Source organism: Paenibacillus sp. 01T443 (assembly GCF_056398325.1).
Map to the genome: position 1 here is coordinate 146,196 of NZ_JBFTPE010000007.1, position 13,034 is coordinate 159,229.

Annotated in this window: 12 protein-coding genes; 5 read left to right on the top strand and 7 right to left on the bottom strand. The window is 48.6% G+C overall.

All coding sequences use genetic code 11. From position 1 onward, the window contains the following. Nucleotides 1–92: 92 nt before the first annotated feature. Nucleotides 93–404 carry a hypothetical protein gene (locus AC1DLI_RS12875; RefSeq protein ID WP_477603109.1) on the top strand — a complete coding sequence of 104 codons (312 nt, stop codon included), beginning with the start codon at nucleotides 93–95 and terminating at the stop codon, nucleotides 402–404. Nucleotides 405–443: 39 nt separating this feature from the next. Here the strand turns inward: AC1DLI_RS12875 and AC1DLI_RS12880 are convergent, their stop codons facing one another. The 5 genes from AC1DLI_RS12880 to AC1DLI_RS12900 form a co-directional block, all read right to left on the bottom strand. Further along, nucleotides 444–1,409, bottom strand: a complete 966-nt coding sequence (locus AC1DLI_RS12880; protein ID WP_477603111.1) for a phosphotransferase family protein — start codon at nucleotides 1,407–1,409, stop codon at nucleotides 444–446. A 126-nt stretch (nucleotides 1,410–1,535) separates the two neighbouring features. Then, the gene (locus tag AC1DLI_RS12885) at nucleotides 1,536–1,832 is read right to left on the bottom strand and encodes a DUF6509 family protein (RefSeq protein ID WP_477603112.1); all 297 of its coding nucleotides are present in this window, start codon (nucleotides 1,830–1,832) and stop codon (nucleotides 1,536–1,538) included. Between the two features lie 114 nt (nucleotides 1,833–1,946). Further along, complete coding sequence (locus AC1DLI_RS12890; protein ID WP_477603114.1) at nucleotides 1,947–2,879, bottom strand: manganese-dependent inorganic pyrophosphatase; 933 nt, start codon at nucleotides 2,877–2,879, stop codon at nucleotides 1,947–1,949. 162 nt (nucleotides 2,880–3,041) lie between these two features. Continuing rightward, the gene (locus AC1DLI_RS12895) at nucleotides 3,042–4,691 is read right to left on the bottom strand and encodes a methyl-accepting chemotaxis protein (protein ID WP_477603116.1); all 1,650 of its coding nucleotides are present in this window, start codon (nucleotides 4,689–4,691) and stop codon (nucleotides 3,042–3,044) included. A gap of 733 nt (nucleotides 4,692–5,424) precedes the next feature. Further along, nucleotides 5,425–6,645, bottom strand: a complete 1,221-nt coding sequence (locus AC1DLI_RS12900; RefSeq protein ID WP_477603118.1) for a helix-turn-helix domain-containing protein — start codon at nucleotides 6,643–6,645, stop codon at nucleotides 5,425–5,427. Nucleotides 6,646–6,821: 176 nt separating this feature from the next. Between AC1DLI_RS12900 and AC1DLI_RS12905 the strand changes: the two genes are divergently transcribed. Genes AC1DLI_RS12905 through AC1DLI_RS12920 form a run of 4 tightly spaced genes read left to right on the top strand, consistent with a single transcriptional unit; the run spans nucleotide 6,822 to nucleotide 10,977 of the window. Next, nucleotides 6,822–7,868: an ABC transporter substrate-binding protein gene (locus AC1DLI_RS12905; RefSeq protein ID WP_477603120.1), complete on the top strand. Its 1,047-nt coding sequence runs from the start codon at nucleotides 6,822–6,824 to the stop codon at nucleotides 7,866–7,868. 24 nt (nucleotides 7,869–7,892) lie between these two features. Then, nucleotides 7,893–8,771, top strand: a complete 879-nt coding sequence (locus tag AC1DLI_RS12910) for an ABC transporter ATP-binding protein (protein WP_477603122.1) — start codon at nucleotides 7,893–7,895, stop codon at nucleotides 8,769–8,771. Further along, nucleotides 8,764–9,600, top strand: coding sequence for an ABC transporter permease (locus tag AC1DLI_RS12915; RefSeq protein ID WP_477603124.1), 837 nt, complete (start codon nucleotides 8,764–8,766; stop codon nucleotides 9,598–9,600). Before AC1DLI_RS12910 ends, AC1DLI_RS12915 begins: the two co-directional genes overlap by 8 nt. Nucleotides 9,601–9,615: 15 nt before the next feature. Further along, nucleotides 9,616–10,977 carry an LLM class flavin-dependent oxidoreductase gene (locus tag AC1DLI_RS12920; RefSeq protein ID WP_477603126.1) on the top strand — a complete coding sequence of 454 codons (1,362 nt, stop codon included), beginning with the start codon at nucleotides 9,616–9,618 and terminating at the stop codon, nucleotides 10,975–10,977. 541 nt (nucleotides 10,978–11,518) lie between these two features. Here the strand turns inward: AC1DLI_RS12920 and AC1DLI_RS12925 are convergent. Both AC1DLI_RS12925 and AC1DLI_RS12930 read right to left on the bottom strand, forming a co-directional pair. Next, on the bottom strand, nucleotides 11,519–11,857 hold the full coding sequence (locus AC1DLI_RS12925) for a hypothetical protein (RefSeq protein WP_477603128.1): 339 nt from the start codon (nucleotides 11,855–11,857) through the stop codon (nucleotides 11,519–11,521). A gap of 274 nt (nucleotides 11,858–12,131) precedes the next feature. Then, nucleotides 12,132–13,022: a sugar phosphate isomerase/epimerase family protein gene (locus AC1DLI_RS12930; protein ID WP_477603130.1), complete on the bottom strand. Its 891-nt coding sequence runs from the start codon at nucleotides 13,020–13,022 to the stop codon at nucleotides 12,132–12,134. Nucleotides 13,023–13,034: the final 12 nt, after the last annotated feature.

Consider the following 13,034-nt stretch of genomic DNA (forward strand, 5'->3'; position numbering starts at 1 on the left):
AACAAAGGGGAGAAAGGGAGTGCCAGAAAGTAACATTTCTCTTGTGCAAAAACAAATGCTTGCTTTAATATAAAGCGGGGGGATTTTATAATATGAAAAATAAAAAAGTTTTTTTAACGATGCTAATTAGCCAGATTTTTTTCGGGCTCTTTACGTTGGTTTGGTTATTTGTTGCGTTAATGTCCGTGATGATGTTCGATAACCCCGGCACCGAAAATGTGTTTTGGCCTGTTTTACTCTTTATTGTCAATTGGCTTTATCCTGTGGCGCTCATTTTGTCCATTATCATAAGCTGGGTGCTGTACCGCTACAATAAAATGAAAACAGCGGTAACCATCGCAATGATTCCGCTGATTTGGGTGCTGGCTCTAGGCGTTCTCCTCCTCGTTGCCAACTTTAGTTAAGCCATGGTTTTTTCCAAGCTGTAACGGCTGTCTAAAAACCTATAAGCTTTTGGATTCCAAAAAACGCTTCCAGCCCTGCTCCATATTATCCTGCACCCACCGTAAGTGATTCTGATCCTCATACTGCCTGAACGGACACTCTATGCATAGAATAAGATCCAAATAAAGATCGTAGAGTGCTCTGCGGCTTTGCTGCTCCGGTGAAAGTTTCCCTATGCCGTAGCCCTCGAGAAAGGATGCAGACTGATTGAAATGGCTAAAATAGTTCTCCATCAGCGGATCGCCCCAAAGCGCCCGCTCAAAATCAATAATGCCAGAAATGGTCCCGTCCTTTATAAATACATTGCCGTCCCATAAATCCCAGTGCAGCAGCCTCGGTTCTGTGACCTCATCCAGCACGCCTATTCTAAGCGCAGTCTCGTTACGAATCGTATCGTAGTCCGCCGGCAAGCGAACCCCTTCGCTTTCACCGTCAGCGAGAACGCCGAGCAGTAATTTATGGAACGTTTCTCTCCAGGAGGAGTTCCCCTCCAGGGCTGCCGCATATAAACCGAACCGTTCCCCGCGTATCTCGTTTAATTGGCGGTTATACACGCCAAGCTGATAATCAATTTTATTTCGCTGATCTTCAGTAAGACCATCCTTCACCTTATTGTAAGGCTCGCCCTCCAGCATCTCCATAATGAAATACTCGCAATCAACAAGCGATTCGGTAGCATCATGTGCATAAACAGCAGGAACGGGCAACACGCCGGCTTCCTTCACAAGACGCAGAACGCCCACCTCCGCTTGCATAAGCCCTTGCTCGTAGCTCATCATCTTCGTATTCGAAGACGGAGCCGCTTTCACGATGACCGATTTCCCATCCTCCAGCGTTACTAGATATGCCGCGTTAGCCCAGCCATCCGTCAGCTCCTTCACAGCTGCTGCAGCTTTACCTAAATTTTTAATTGTAATCGCTGTCATTTCCTGATCCGTGAGCTTCCTCTTAATCGCGCTTTCCATGGTTATTCATCTCCCGTTATCGATCTTATTGCTGCAACGGCAAGCTATGCGAATAGAGCCGACCAGGGGCTCTATTCGCGAAGCTTTGTTCATCGTTATGTATGTCCATGCATCATGCGAGTTCCTTTATTCTTGGGGCTTCTCAAAATGCTCCTTGCAGAACGAAAGCACCATTTTCTCTTCTTCCTCTTCCAGTTCAAAATCAATGTATTTATTCGTGGAAGTCGTCAAAAACTCATATTTGGCAATCTTGGTCGTATCCCCGTCTATGACATAAATGACGCGTAGCGTGACGCCCTCTTCCTGATAAAGCTCATCATCCTCTTCCACAGCCAGATCGAGTATGAATTCATACCTCGTTCCGCTCAAAATGCCAAAAGGATCCTTCATTAATTCAGCGCTGTACTCGGTTATATTAAACATTTGATCCGCTCCTTCTTGATCTAGTATAACAAAACAAAAGCAGCCTGAAACTTGAAAACCAAGCTTCAGACTGCTGTTTTTTTATGTGATGAACGGCATCAGCCGCTCCGCTTCTTACAGGCTGCTTAACGTTTCTGTAAGAACAGGTACGATTTGCGATTTACGGGATACAACGCCCTTCAATAACGCTTTGTTATCGGACAAAGTTACGTTGTAAGCTTTCTCTACAGCCGATGCTTGCGCGCCGAGTGCAAGCGCTACGGAATCATTGTTAAGAATATCCGTAACGACAAGCAGGAACAGGTCAAGTCCTTTTGTTGCGATAATATCGTTAAGAGCCGCTTCCAGTTCTGCTTGACGGGAAATAACATCGTTTGTATCTACCGCGTTTACTTGTGCGATTTCAACTTTGTAGCTGCCCATCGAGAATTCTTTCGCATCAAGGGAGATCAGCTGTGCAATCGTTTTGTCGCTTAGGTCTGCGCCTGCTTTAAGCATGTCCAGTCCGTAGGTTTCTGCGTTAACGCCAGCAATTTCAGCAAGCTCGCGAGCAGCTGCAACGTCTTGATCCGTGCAAGTCGGCGATTTGAAGAGCAAGGAATCGGAAATGATTGCAGACAGCATAAGGCCGGCAATTTCTTTACGGATTTCTACGCCGTTTTCTTTGTACAATTTATTCAAAATTGTCGCTGTGCAGCCTACAGGCTCAGCGCGGAAGTAAAGCGGCGCGCTTGTCTCGAAATTAGCAATGCGGTGGTGGTCGATAACCTCTAGCACTTGTACTCTATCGATATCGTTCGCGCTTTGTTGGCGCTCATTATGATCAACCAAAATAACAGTATCCGTCTCGTCAGCAACGTTCTCGATCAAACGAGGTGCCGCGATTCCGAAGTAATCAAGTGCGTACTGGGTTTCACCGTTTACGTCTCCAAGACGAATCGCCTCAACGTCAGCACCTAGCTTTGTTTTCAGCTCAGCGTAAGCAATAGCTGATGTAATTGTGTCGGTATCCGGGTTTTTGTGCCCGAAAATAAGCGTTTTAGTCATTTCGAGTACTCCTTAAAGGTTATTTGTCGGATGAGCCTAACAGTCGTTAGCAGCCCGTATCCTTTTATTGATTATATACTAAAAACCATTATAACTTTAAGTGTTCCTTATTCCTATACCTTTACACCGGATTAAATTATAAAATTTGTGAATTATGATCCGCTAGACTATAAAACGCTTATTCAGCGATGTCAGCTCATCAGTCATTAAACGGATCAGCTCAGCCGAAGAGCTAACCTCATCCATAGAAACGATCTGCGCACCGGAGTTAATCGCGATTCCTTCGAAATGCTGAGCTGCCTGCCGTGAAATCCGCTCCATCTCCTCGACCGATGCCGCCACTTCCTCTGATTCGGCGGATACCTCTTCCGAGGCCGCAGACACCTCCTGCAGTTGAACGTTCACTTGCTCCAGCCCCGTCACGATCGACTGGAAAGCCGCTCCCGCATCCTTCACAAGATGAAGCCCTGACTCCACCTTCTGCGTATTCGTCTCCATATCGGAAGACAGCTGCGTGGTTTGCTCCAAAATCGCCGAGATCAGCTCGCCAATCTGAGTTGCCGAAACTTGGGATTGGGCAGCCAGCTTGCGCACCTCCTCCGCTACGACAGCAAATCCTCTGCCGTTCTCTCCCGCATGCGAAGCTTCGATAGCCGCGTTTAAGGCAAGCAAGTTCGTTTGCTTCGCAATGCCCGCCATCACATTCGTAATTTCCCCGATCTCGCCTGAACGACTCTCCAAGCGCTTCGTTGCTGCCAGCATTTGTGCAGCCGTGTAGTGGATAGACTCCATTTCCGCCATCGCATGAACGATTAACTCATTGCCGCGCTCGGTTTGCTCCATCGTCTCCTGCGCGACATCCGACACAATCGCAGCCGATTCCGTAATCCGCAGCATGCTGTGCGTCATACCTTCTACCGCTTTGGTCATATCAGCCGCTCTAATGACTTGTATGTTCGCACCGCCCGAAGCATCCTGAATGCTCGAGGCTATCAATCGGCTCGCTTCTGTTGTGCTTCGCGCATGGCTTGAGACACCCTCCGAGGTTTGGAGCAGACGCTCCGAATTGTCCCTCATGCTTCTAATGACAGTTCGTGTATTCGATACGAGCTGCTCGAAGGTTTTGGCCAGGTGTCCGATTTCATCCTTTCGGCTTGTCTTTATGGCAACGGTCATGTCGCCCTCTCTAACCCTGGCAACCTGCGAGGTTAGCTGAAGCAGCGGTCTCGTCAAATAGCTTGCCAGCAAAAAGACGAGTACGATGCCTGCTGCAATAATGGCGCTTGTCACATATAGGGCCGCCTTGCGGTTCTCATCCATTAGCGCATAGACCTTGGTTGCGTCAAAATCAGCGCCCACCACGCCAAGCAGCTCGCCAGCCTCGTTCTTTAAGGGCACATACGCGGTAATCGTTGCCCCGTATTCGGCATCGTTCGTTAATTCTCCAATTTGCGGCTTGCCTTCAGCAAAGGCTTTGACCATGCCTGGATATTCATTTTCCTCGGGATCGCCAAGCGCCGAGAAATCCTCCGGATCTACGTCCTCTGAAGCACCGTCAACGACATAATAATAAACGGGCTTGCCTTCCTTCTCGGCCTTAGCCAGCGTATATAAATATTTCAATCCGTTCATTTCTCGCAGTTCATTAAGCTGTCCTCGCAGCTTCGTGTAATATTCGGTCTCCACAGCAGCTGCGCTGAGCTCGGAATAAGCCTTCAAATCCACCAGCTTCGCCGCATTCTCGGCGACAAGCTGCGCTTGTGCACCCAATGACGTTTCAACCAACCCCGTCGACGATCGATAAATAGTCATACCGAGTATGACTCCTGCAAGCAAAATTAAAGTGGAGAAAAATAATACCATTCTCGTTAACAAGCGATTCAACTAAAATTCCCCTTCCCGATTGAAAAACAGACTTTGACACTATTTTACAAGATTCGACTGTATATGTTCTACTGCTAGTTTGTAAAAATAGTAAATTATGCTCTGTCAAAACGATAAACGGGATAAAAACTTTTATATTATGGCTCGTTCATTTCTATGAAATCAATATTGGACAACCTTAGCCTTGGCGCACCGTACATTTCCCTCTCGCTTAGCTTCTCACCCAAACTTCGCGTCTCCGTCTCAGCTTTGAACGCTGCATGCTGCTTCCCCTCAAGGTACTACAGTGCAGTTTATACAGCGTATTTTCTTTCGCAAGTCCACATTTCGAACTGCATTGTAGTTTCTGCAATAGAAACCCCATATCGGAATCCTTTTACCGTTAATACGGCTATTTCTGCTGCATTTCTGCAACGTAGAATCTCAAGCTGGTTGTCCTGAAGGATTCTAATGTACTTTCTGCAATGTTAGTCATTTGAGGCTTGTGGAATTTTCTAAGGATGATCAGGATTGGTACGAACCAGAATACGTATATTGAACAGTACGCTTCCAAGCTCTGCTGGTGCAGGTATTGGTTCTGAAGGTTAAGCCTCGGCAAACAAAAAAAGCTGTCTTGACTAGGCACAACGCCTCCCAAGACAACTTCCCTTGCAATATGTTTCTAATAGATCTGCTCAAGCTCCCATTCGCCGGCAAGCAAGCTGGCACTCGGCAGTGGCAGCTTCAAAGCCTGAATGGCTTCTTCCAAATAATCCGAATTGTATTTTATTTCATCGTTGTGAACAAACAGTCCGCCTTCCAGCCGGGCATTCTCTTGCTTTAACAACTTTAGCGTGCTGATATCCTTCTCGTACAAGGCGGAGTCCCATCTCACCTTCTTCACGACGCGAGTGATCAGGTCAGCTGGAATGCCTTTCATTTGCGCGATAATTCTAGCCGCACGGGAAGGCTCCTTGCGCAGAAGCTCATGAACGCGAAGATGTGCTTTTAGGTAGGCAATTACAACCTCCCGGTTCTCGCCTACCCAGCTCTCATCCGCTACAATACCGGTCAAATAGTCATCTTCAAGCTCTTCTTGAAACAATACCTGCCCCGTACCGTGATACTGCACCAAGCTGAGGTAAGGCTCCACCAAAACGCTGCACTCCACTTGACTATGGACGATGCCCGCCATCGTCGAACCCATATCCTGATGCATGATTTGATTAGGACTGCCTCCGACTGCGTTCAGGAGCTTCGATAAGCGATAGCCTGAGCTGGACTGGGCAACGGTGCGCATCTTGAGCTTGGATATATCGGATACCTCCCGAATGTGGATGCCTTTGCGCACGACTAACGAAATGCCATGCCCGCGGGATGACTTTCCGTCAAAGGCGAGCAATATGGATTGGAATGCGGGCAGCAGATGTGCAAGCGAGCTACTGAGCGCAATCGGATAATCTCCAAGCGAAGCGATTTGGACATGTCCTCCGATCATTCCCTTAACGAGCTCTGGTCCATTAGCGGCATCAACCCATCTCACGTCTCCGACTCGATCAGGCAAAATAAGGCCCAGCTCCTCTTCAAACCATCCGAGCTCCTTCATAATAGCAGCGGTCCATACATGCGCATAGCCGCTCTGGTACCCTACGGTTATCGTCCGGGACGGATGAAAATTCAAATGGGCGGCTGCCTCGGATACGGATACCGCCGGCTGCGGAATTCCAGAGGAATGCTGCTTGATCCATCGTTCTAATTCCGCTTTATCGATTAATATTTCTTTTCCTAATTTAGTGAAAGGCAGACATTTCTGCTTGCGCCATCTATCGAATGTAGATCGGCTTACGCCGAGCATGTCAATTGCCTCATGTATAGAGAGTAGATTTAATCGTTTCTCGATCATTGAAATCTCTCCTTCTTTGCCATTCCAAAGCCTTGATCGTCATTCATTGCCATTCATGGTCATTCGTCGTCATTTTATTGACAACTTGCTTGGATGGATCATATAGTCAATTATAGGAATTAAAACACAGTAAGTCTATAGGAATTTGAGGTTTTTATTAAAGGGAGGTTTATCCAATGAAAGTATCATTTAAAAAAACCATTCATCTCGTGTTCATCCTGCTCTTAGCTTCCGCTGTATTGCTTACCGCATGCGGCAAAGAAGAAGCTGCCCCGGCAAGCGCTGCCGGAGAAGGACAGCCAGAGGTATCCGAGCTGCGCTATCAAGGATGGACCGGCTCCGTTTCCTTTCCTGAGCTGGCTGAGGATCTAGGTTATTTAGCGCCCCTAAAGCTGAAATATATCGGAAATACCATTAGCGGTCCCCAGGATATTCAATCGGTCGTAACGGGAGATACCGACTTCGGCGGCGCTTTTAACGGGGCTATCGTTAAGCTGATCGCCGCTAAGGCCGAGATTACCTCTGTACTCGCTTATTACGGCTCAGACGAGAGCACCTGGACCGGCTATTACGCGCTGGACGACAGCCCTATCAAGACGGCTAGAGATTTAATCGGCAAAAAAGTAGGCATGAACACGCTGGGCGGACATCATGAGGCAGTCATTAAAGAATACCTGTATCGCGCTGGACTCACGCTGGACGAAATCAAACAAGTGACCCTCGTCGTCGTACCGCCGGTCTCAACCGAGCAGGCGCTGCGCGATAAGCAGATAGACATTGCTTCGCTCGGAGGAATACTGCGTGATAAAGCATTGGAGCGCGGAGGCATTCATCCCTTATTCAAGGACACCGATCTATTTGGCGTCTTCAGCGCAGGCAGCTATGTGCTTTCCAATAAATTCATTAAGAAAAATCCGAATGCAACGCGATTATTTGTTGAAGCGACAGCCAAAGCCATTGAATGGGCGCGCGTTACACCGACCGAAGAGGTCGTGGCACGATATGAGTCCATCATTAATAAGCGCGGCAGGAAAGAAGACGCTTCTTCCGTCAAATATTGGCGCAGCACAGGCGTTGCCGGCAAAGGCGGCCTAATATCCGATAAGGAATTCGATACATGGATTAATTGGTTCGAGGCGGAAGGCTCGCTTAAGAAGGGGCAAGTCAAAGCAGCGGATTTGTATACGAATGAATTCAGTCCTTACCTGAATGAAAACAAATAATCCATTCAAAGGGAGAGATTGCGCATGACAGCCAAAATTAGCATTCAGCATGTTCAGAAATCTTTTCGCATCAAAAGGAACCTAGGTCATCTTGCCGAAAATACGCAGCCGATCTCCGCTCTGCAGGACATTAATCTCGATGTGAAGCAGGGAGAATTCATGGTTATCGTCGGGCCAAGCGGCTGCGGCAAATCCACCCTGCTAGATCTGCTCGCCGGCTTAACGAAGCCAAACAGCGGACAGATCCTGCTCGATAACAAAGCCATTACCGGACCCAACTTAGACAGGGGGATCGTGTTCCAGCAGTATGCTTTATTCCCTTGGAAAACGACGCTCGAGAATGTCGAATTCGGCTTGGAAGCCAAAGGCGTTGCCCGCAAGGAACGCCGCGAAATCGCTCAGCAGCATATCTCATTGGTCGGCCTTGCCGGCTTTGAAAACCGGTATCCGAATGAGCTTTCAGGCGGTATGAAGCAGCGGGTCGCCATTGCTCGAAGCCTGGCCTACGATCCTGAGGTGCTGCTCATGGATGAACCATTCGCTGCGCTTGATGCCCAAACGCGGGAAACGCTCCAGAGTGAGCTGCTCCGCATCTGGGAAGCCACGAAAAAGACTATTATTTTCATAACGCATGGTATAGAAGAAGCCGTTTATTTGGGACAGCGGGTGGCAGTGATGACCTCGCGCCCCGGCCGAATCAAAAAAATAATAACGGTCCCCTTCGAGGCTCGCACTAGCGAAGAGGATTTACGAGCAAAGCCTGAATTCGTAAAGCTTCGCCATGAAATTTGGGATCTGCTTAAGGATGAGGTAAGCAGGGCTCAGGAGCAGGAAAAGACAAAAACCTTAAACAGCTTCTCTAACGGTAAATCTACTTTGAAAGAGGTGGCCGGCGATGGCTAACGGCAGCTTAGGAGAAACAGTTATTTTGCGTGAGAACAAAAATATGGAAGCCGTAGCGTGGTCCTTGGCTAAACTGCGGAAAGTGTTCAAATTCTCAATTGTGATCGTATCGCTGCTTGTCTTTTGGGAAATTGCCCCTCGAATCGGCCTTGTTAATGTCACGTTCTTTCCCCCGCTTACAGAAGTGCTTCAAGCGTGGTGGCAGCTGTTCATTTCCGGTGATCTCGCGGAGCATTTGACAGCCAGCTTGCTGAGATCCGGCGGCGGCTTCCTGCTTGCGATCGCCATTAGCATTCCGCTTGGCCTGGCGATTGGCTGGTGGAAGCCGGTTGCTGAATATTTGAACCCTTTGCTCGAGCTTATGCGGAATACAGCCGTCTTGGCGCTCCTTCCCGTCTTCATCCTGCTGCTGGGCCTTGGTGAAACCTCAAAAATTGCCATCGTCCTGTATGCGTGCTCCTTTCCGCTTCTGCTCAACACCGTCAGCGGCGTCAAAAACGTTGACCCGCTATTGATCRAATCTGCTCGTTCGATGGGCCTGACTTCGATTCGTTTATTTTATAAGGTCATCATCCCCGCTGCGCTGCCAACGATCTTTGTTGGTATACGCCAAGCAGGTGCCAGCTCCATCCTCGTACTCGTAGCGGCCGAGATGGTCGGCGCACAGTCCGGACTCGGCTATTTCATTCAATACGCGCAATTTAATTTTCAAATCCCGAGCATGTATGCAGGCATAATAACGATTTCCTTCATCGGAGTGGTCGTGAATTATTTGTTGGTTGCATTGGAGAAACGTTTAACAAGATGGAAACAAACCTATAGCGAATAGAAGGGTGCGATCAATATGAGTCAATCTAAGAGGCAGCTGCATTTGAATTTATTTATTATGAACGCGGGGCATCACGAGGCAGCATGGAGGCATCAAGGAACGGAGCCGCAAAACATTACAGATATTGAGTACTTCGCACGGCTGGCCAAAACGGCCGAGGACGCGAAATTCGATTCGCTGTTTCTGGCCGATGGTCTCGCTATTAACAATAATATCAAGCATGGCGCTTTTGTCGGGCTTGAGCCATTTACGCTATTGTCCGCGCTAGCCTCGGTGACCAAGCGTATCGGACTTATCGGTACCGTGTCGACCACCTATAACGAACCGTTTCATGTCGCGCGCAAATTCGCATCGCTCGATCATATCAGCAAAGGCAGGGCGGGCTGGAATATCGTGACCTCCGGCAGCTCGGTCGAAGCGAACAATTTCAACAAGGATTCCCATTTGGAGCACGGCAAGCGTTACGAACGAGCGAATGAGTTTCTGCAAGTAACGACCGGCTTATGGGACAGCTGGGAGGATGATGCGCTCATTATTGACCGTGAATCGGGAACCTTTGCCGACCATCATAAGGTTCGCAGCATCAACCATGTAGGCGAATCCTTCAAGGTTCGCGGACCGCTCAATATTCCGAGATCGCCGCAGGGCTATCCCGTACTCGTGCAGGCCGGCTCCTCCGAGGACGGCAAGGAGTTTGCCGCGCAATATGCGGAAGCGATCTTCACTGCGCAGCAAACGCTGGAGGAGGCGCAGCTTTTCTATTCCGATGTCAAAGCACGCTTGGCCAAATACGGACGCTCGCCGGAGCAGCTGCTGATCCTGCCCGGCATATGCCCGATCATCGGCAGCACCGAGTCGGAGGCTAAGGAAAAAGAACAGGAACTAAACGAGCTGACGGTCATTGATTATGGCTTAACCCAGCTGTCGAATATGCTGAACGTCGATTTATACACCTATCCGCTCGACGGCAAGCTCCCTGAGCTGCCGCGCCTCGAAGAAATAAACGGAAACAAAAGCCGTTTTCAGTTAGTCGTTGATTTGGCGACGCGCGAGGATTTGACGATTCGCCAGCTGCTTCACCGCCTTGCCGGCGGGCGCGGGCATCGCACCTTCGCGGGCACGGCTGTCCAAGTCGCTGACCAGCTCGAAGAATGGTTCGTAAACGGCGGCAGCGACGGCTTTAACGTTATGCCACCTTACCTTCCAGCGGGCCTTGAGGAGTTTGCGGAGCAGGTTATACCCGAGCTGCAGCGCCGCGGTTTGTTCCGGAAGGAATACGAAGGCCATACGCTTCGCGAGCATTTTGGGCTCGAGCGCCCTGTCAATTCTTTCTCGGCCGCGCCGACACCTGGATCGGCGGTTGCTGTAACCTCGTAAAGCTCGCAGCCATGCAGCGAGCCATGAGGACGACGCAGGATCGATCTGCCTGAGCGGGCTCACCTCACAGCAGGTCAGCCCGCTCAGTGCGATCTCGACAAATGTATGCCGAGAACGCAGCACATCTATGCCGCGAATATTATGCAGCGGTGTGAGCATGCCGCGAAGATTACGCATCAGCATCCGTATTCTACGCTACAGTGTAGTTTGTACAACAGAAATCCTGCCTCAGCGTCACTATCCAGCCTACAGTGTAGTTAGTACAACAGAATCCTCGGTTCCGCGTAGTTTGCTGGGTTATTGGCTACTTCTGATGTACTTTCTGCAACGTAGCTGCTCTAGTAAGGTTCCATGTAAGATTCCTGTTGCACTTTCTGCAGTGTAATCTATTGGCGTAGCTGCAAAATCAAATGTGTTTCATGTTCCGCAGCAAGTCGGGTGGGAGCATGAATAATACAAGTGAAGGCGGCAACATATCAAAGAAGGTGACTCATTAGGCACACGGCCTTGTTGGGACACCTTCTTTCTTATCGTTTGCACTTTAAATCCCCATCATCGCTTGATATGCAGCAATTAGATAAAAGACCAGAACTCCGAGAAAAACAACTATATACATAAAATTTAATAGAAATATGTAAAGAAATTTAGTTTTAACGATTAACTTCCGCTTATATTGCTTTATAGCCATTCCGGCTCCAAAACAGGATAATACAAAGCATACAAACAAGCCGATAATTAAACATACGATTAGCAGCTTCATGCCTGGCGTTATTTGATCCGTGACAATACGGTTAGATTGAAAAGCAAAAGTAAGGACAGTAAGCGATAAAACTCCCCAACTTGCTGTTCCAAACCAAGCTATCATTCGGTTTCTTCGCATTTATTCATTCCTTCGCAATTAGATATTCTGTATTTGCCTAGCTAATCAGCGTTAATCTGTTTGCTATTATTTAACGCTCAGTTCAAGACTACAACTTCCAGTATCATATCAGCTTGATCACCTAATCTTCTTTTGATTACAAAGTGCATAAGCGTTCCCTTCAATATCTATAAGCATACAAAAAACCTCCGCATTCTTCCATTAGAAGATGTGGAGGTCTTTTTGATTTACGATTTTAGCTATCGTCAAGCTTCTTATCCAATAAAGCTACCCCTTACGCCCTAAAACCCTTCAAAAACTGAACGGCCTTGCTAATATCGCCCTCCGGATTCGTGCCGACCTCGCGTTCAATCGTCAAATAACCGGTGTATCCGATTTCTTGCAGCGCCCTTAGGTAGGCTGGCCAGTCTACGCCGCCCTCGCCAAGCGGGACTTCGCGGAATGCGGAGCCTGATTCGGCCATTACGGCAATTTGCTCATGGTCCAGCGTAACCTCATACCCATAGTCTCCGTAAACGTCGCGCGGATCGACAGGTCCAAGCTTCACGCCATCCTTCGCATGCGTATGAACGATATAATCCTTCAATGTATAAACGCCTTGTACGGGATCATCGCCTGTCACCATGACCATATTAGCCGGGTCGAAGTTAACGGCGACCCCTTTGGTGCCAAGTCCGTCAAGGAATGATTTTAAATGCGCCGAGGTCTCCGGACCTGTCTCAATGGCAAAATAACCATTCATGTCATTCGCGAACCGGGCCAGCTCCTCGCATGCTGTATGCATCGTCTCGTACACACGGCCATTTTTGTCGCTTGGCACAATTCCGATATGCGTCGTAATAATGTTTGTTCCAAGCTCCATACCGAGCTCCATGATCCGCTTGGATTTGTCGATTTTTTCACGGTTTTGAGCAGGATCCTGAAAGCCGTGTCCACCCAAATCACCTACTAAGGCAGAAATATCGAGGCCGAGTCCGTTGATATATGATTTCCATTCTTTTCTTGCCGCTGCCGAAAGATTCGCAGGATCAAGCTCGCCATGAACCGCATACATTTGTACGCCATCCGCGCCGACCTGCTTTGCTTTTAGCAAGCCTTCCTTCACGCCAAGCTGAAAGCTATCCACAATGACGCCAATTTTATTCGTAATGATAGGCATAGTCATATCCGCATCGCT

What these genes read in the sequence shown, in the direction of transcription:
- AC1DLI_RS12875 (WP_477603109.1), top strand. Translation starts at nt 93, where the DNA reads ATGAAAAATAAAAAAGTTTTTTTAACGATGCTAATTAGCCAGATTTTT.
- AC1DLI_RS12880 (WP_477603111.1), bottom strand. Translation starts at nt 1,409, where the DNA reads ATGGAAAGCGCGATTAAGAGGAAGCTCACGGATCAGGAAATGACAGCG.
- AC1DLI_RS12885 (WP_477603112.1), bottom strand. Translation starts at nt 1,832, where the DNA reads ATGTTTAATATAACCGAGTACAGCGCTGAATTAATGAAGGATCCTTTT.
- AC1DLI_RS12890 (WP_477603114.1), bottom strand. Translation starts at nt 2,879, where the DNA reads ATGACTAAAACGCTTATTTTCGGGCACAAAAACCCGGATACCGACACA.
- AC1DLI_RS12895 (WP_477603116.1), bottom strand. Translation starts at nt 4,691, where the DNA reads ATGACTATTTATCGATCGTCGACGGGGTTGGTTGAAACGTCATTGGGT.
- AC1DLI_RS12900 (WP_477603118.1), bottom strand. Translation starts at nt 6,645, where the DNA reads ATGATCGAGAAACGATTAAATCTACTCTCTATACATGAGGCAATTGAC.
- AC1DLI_RS12905 (WP_477603120.1), top strand. Translation starts at nt 6,822, where the DNA reads ATGAAAGTATCATTTAAAAAAACCATTCATCTCGTGTTCATCCTGCTC.
- AC1DLI_RS12910 (WP_477603122.1), top strand. Translation starts at nt 7,893, where the DNA reads ATGACAGCCAAAATTAGCATTCAGCATGTTCAGAAATCTTTTCGCATC.
- AC1DLI_RS12920 (WP_477603126.1), top strand. Translation starts at nt 9,616, where the DNA reads ATGAGTCAATCTAAGAGGCAGCTGCATTTGAATTTATTTATTATGAAC.
- AC1DLI_RS12925 (WP_477603128.1), bottom strand. Translation starts at nt 11,857, where the DNA reads ATGCGAAGAAACCGAATGATAGCTTGGTTTGGAACAGCAAGTTGGGGA.
- AC1DLI_RS12930 (WP_477603130.1), bottom strand. Translation starts at nt 13,022, where the DNA reads ATGACTATGCCTATCATTACGAATAAAATTGGCGTCATTGTGGATAGC.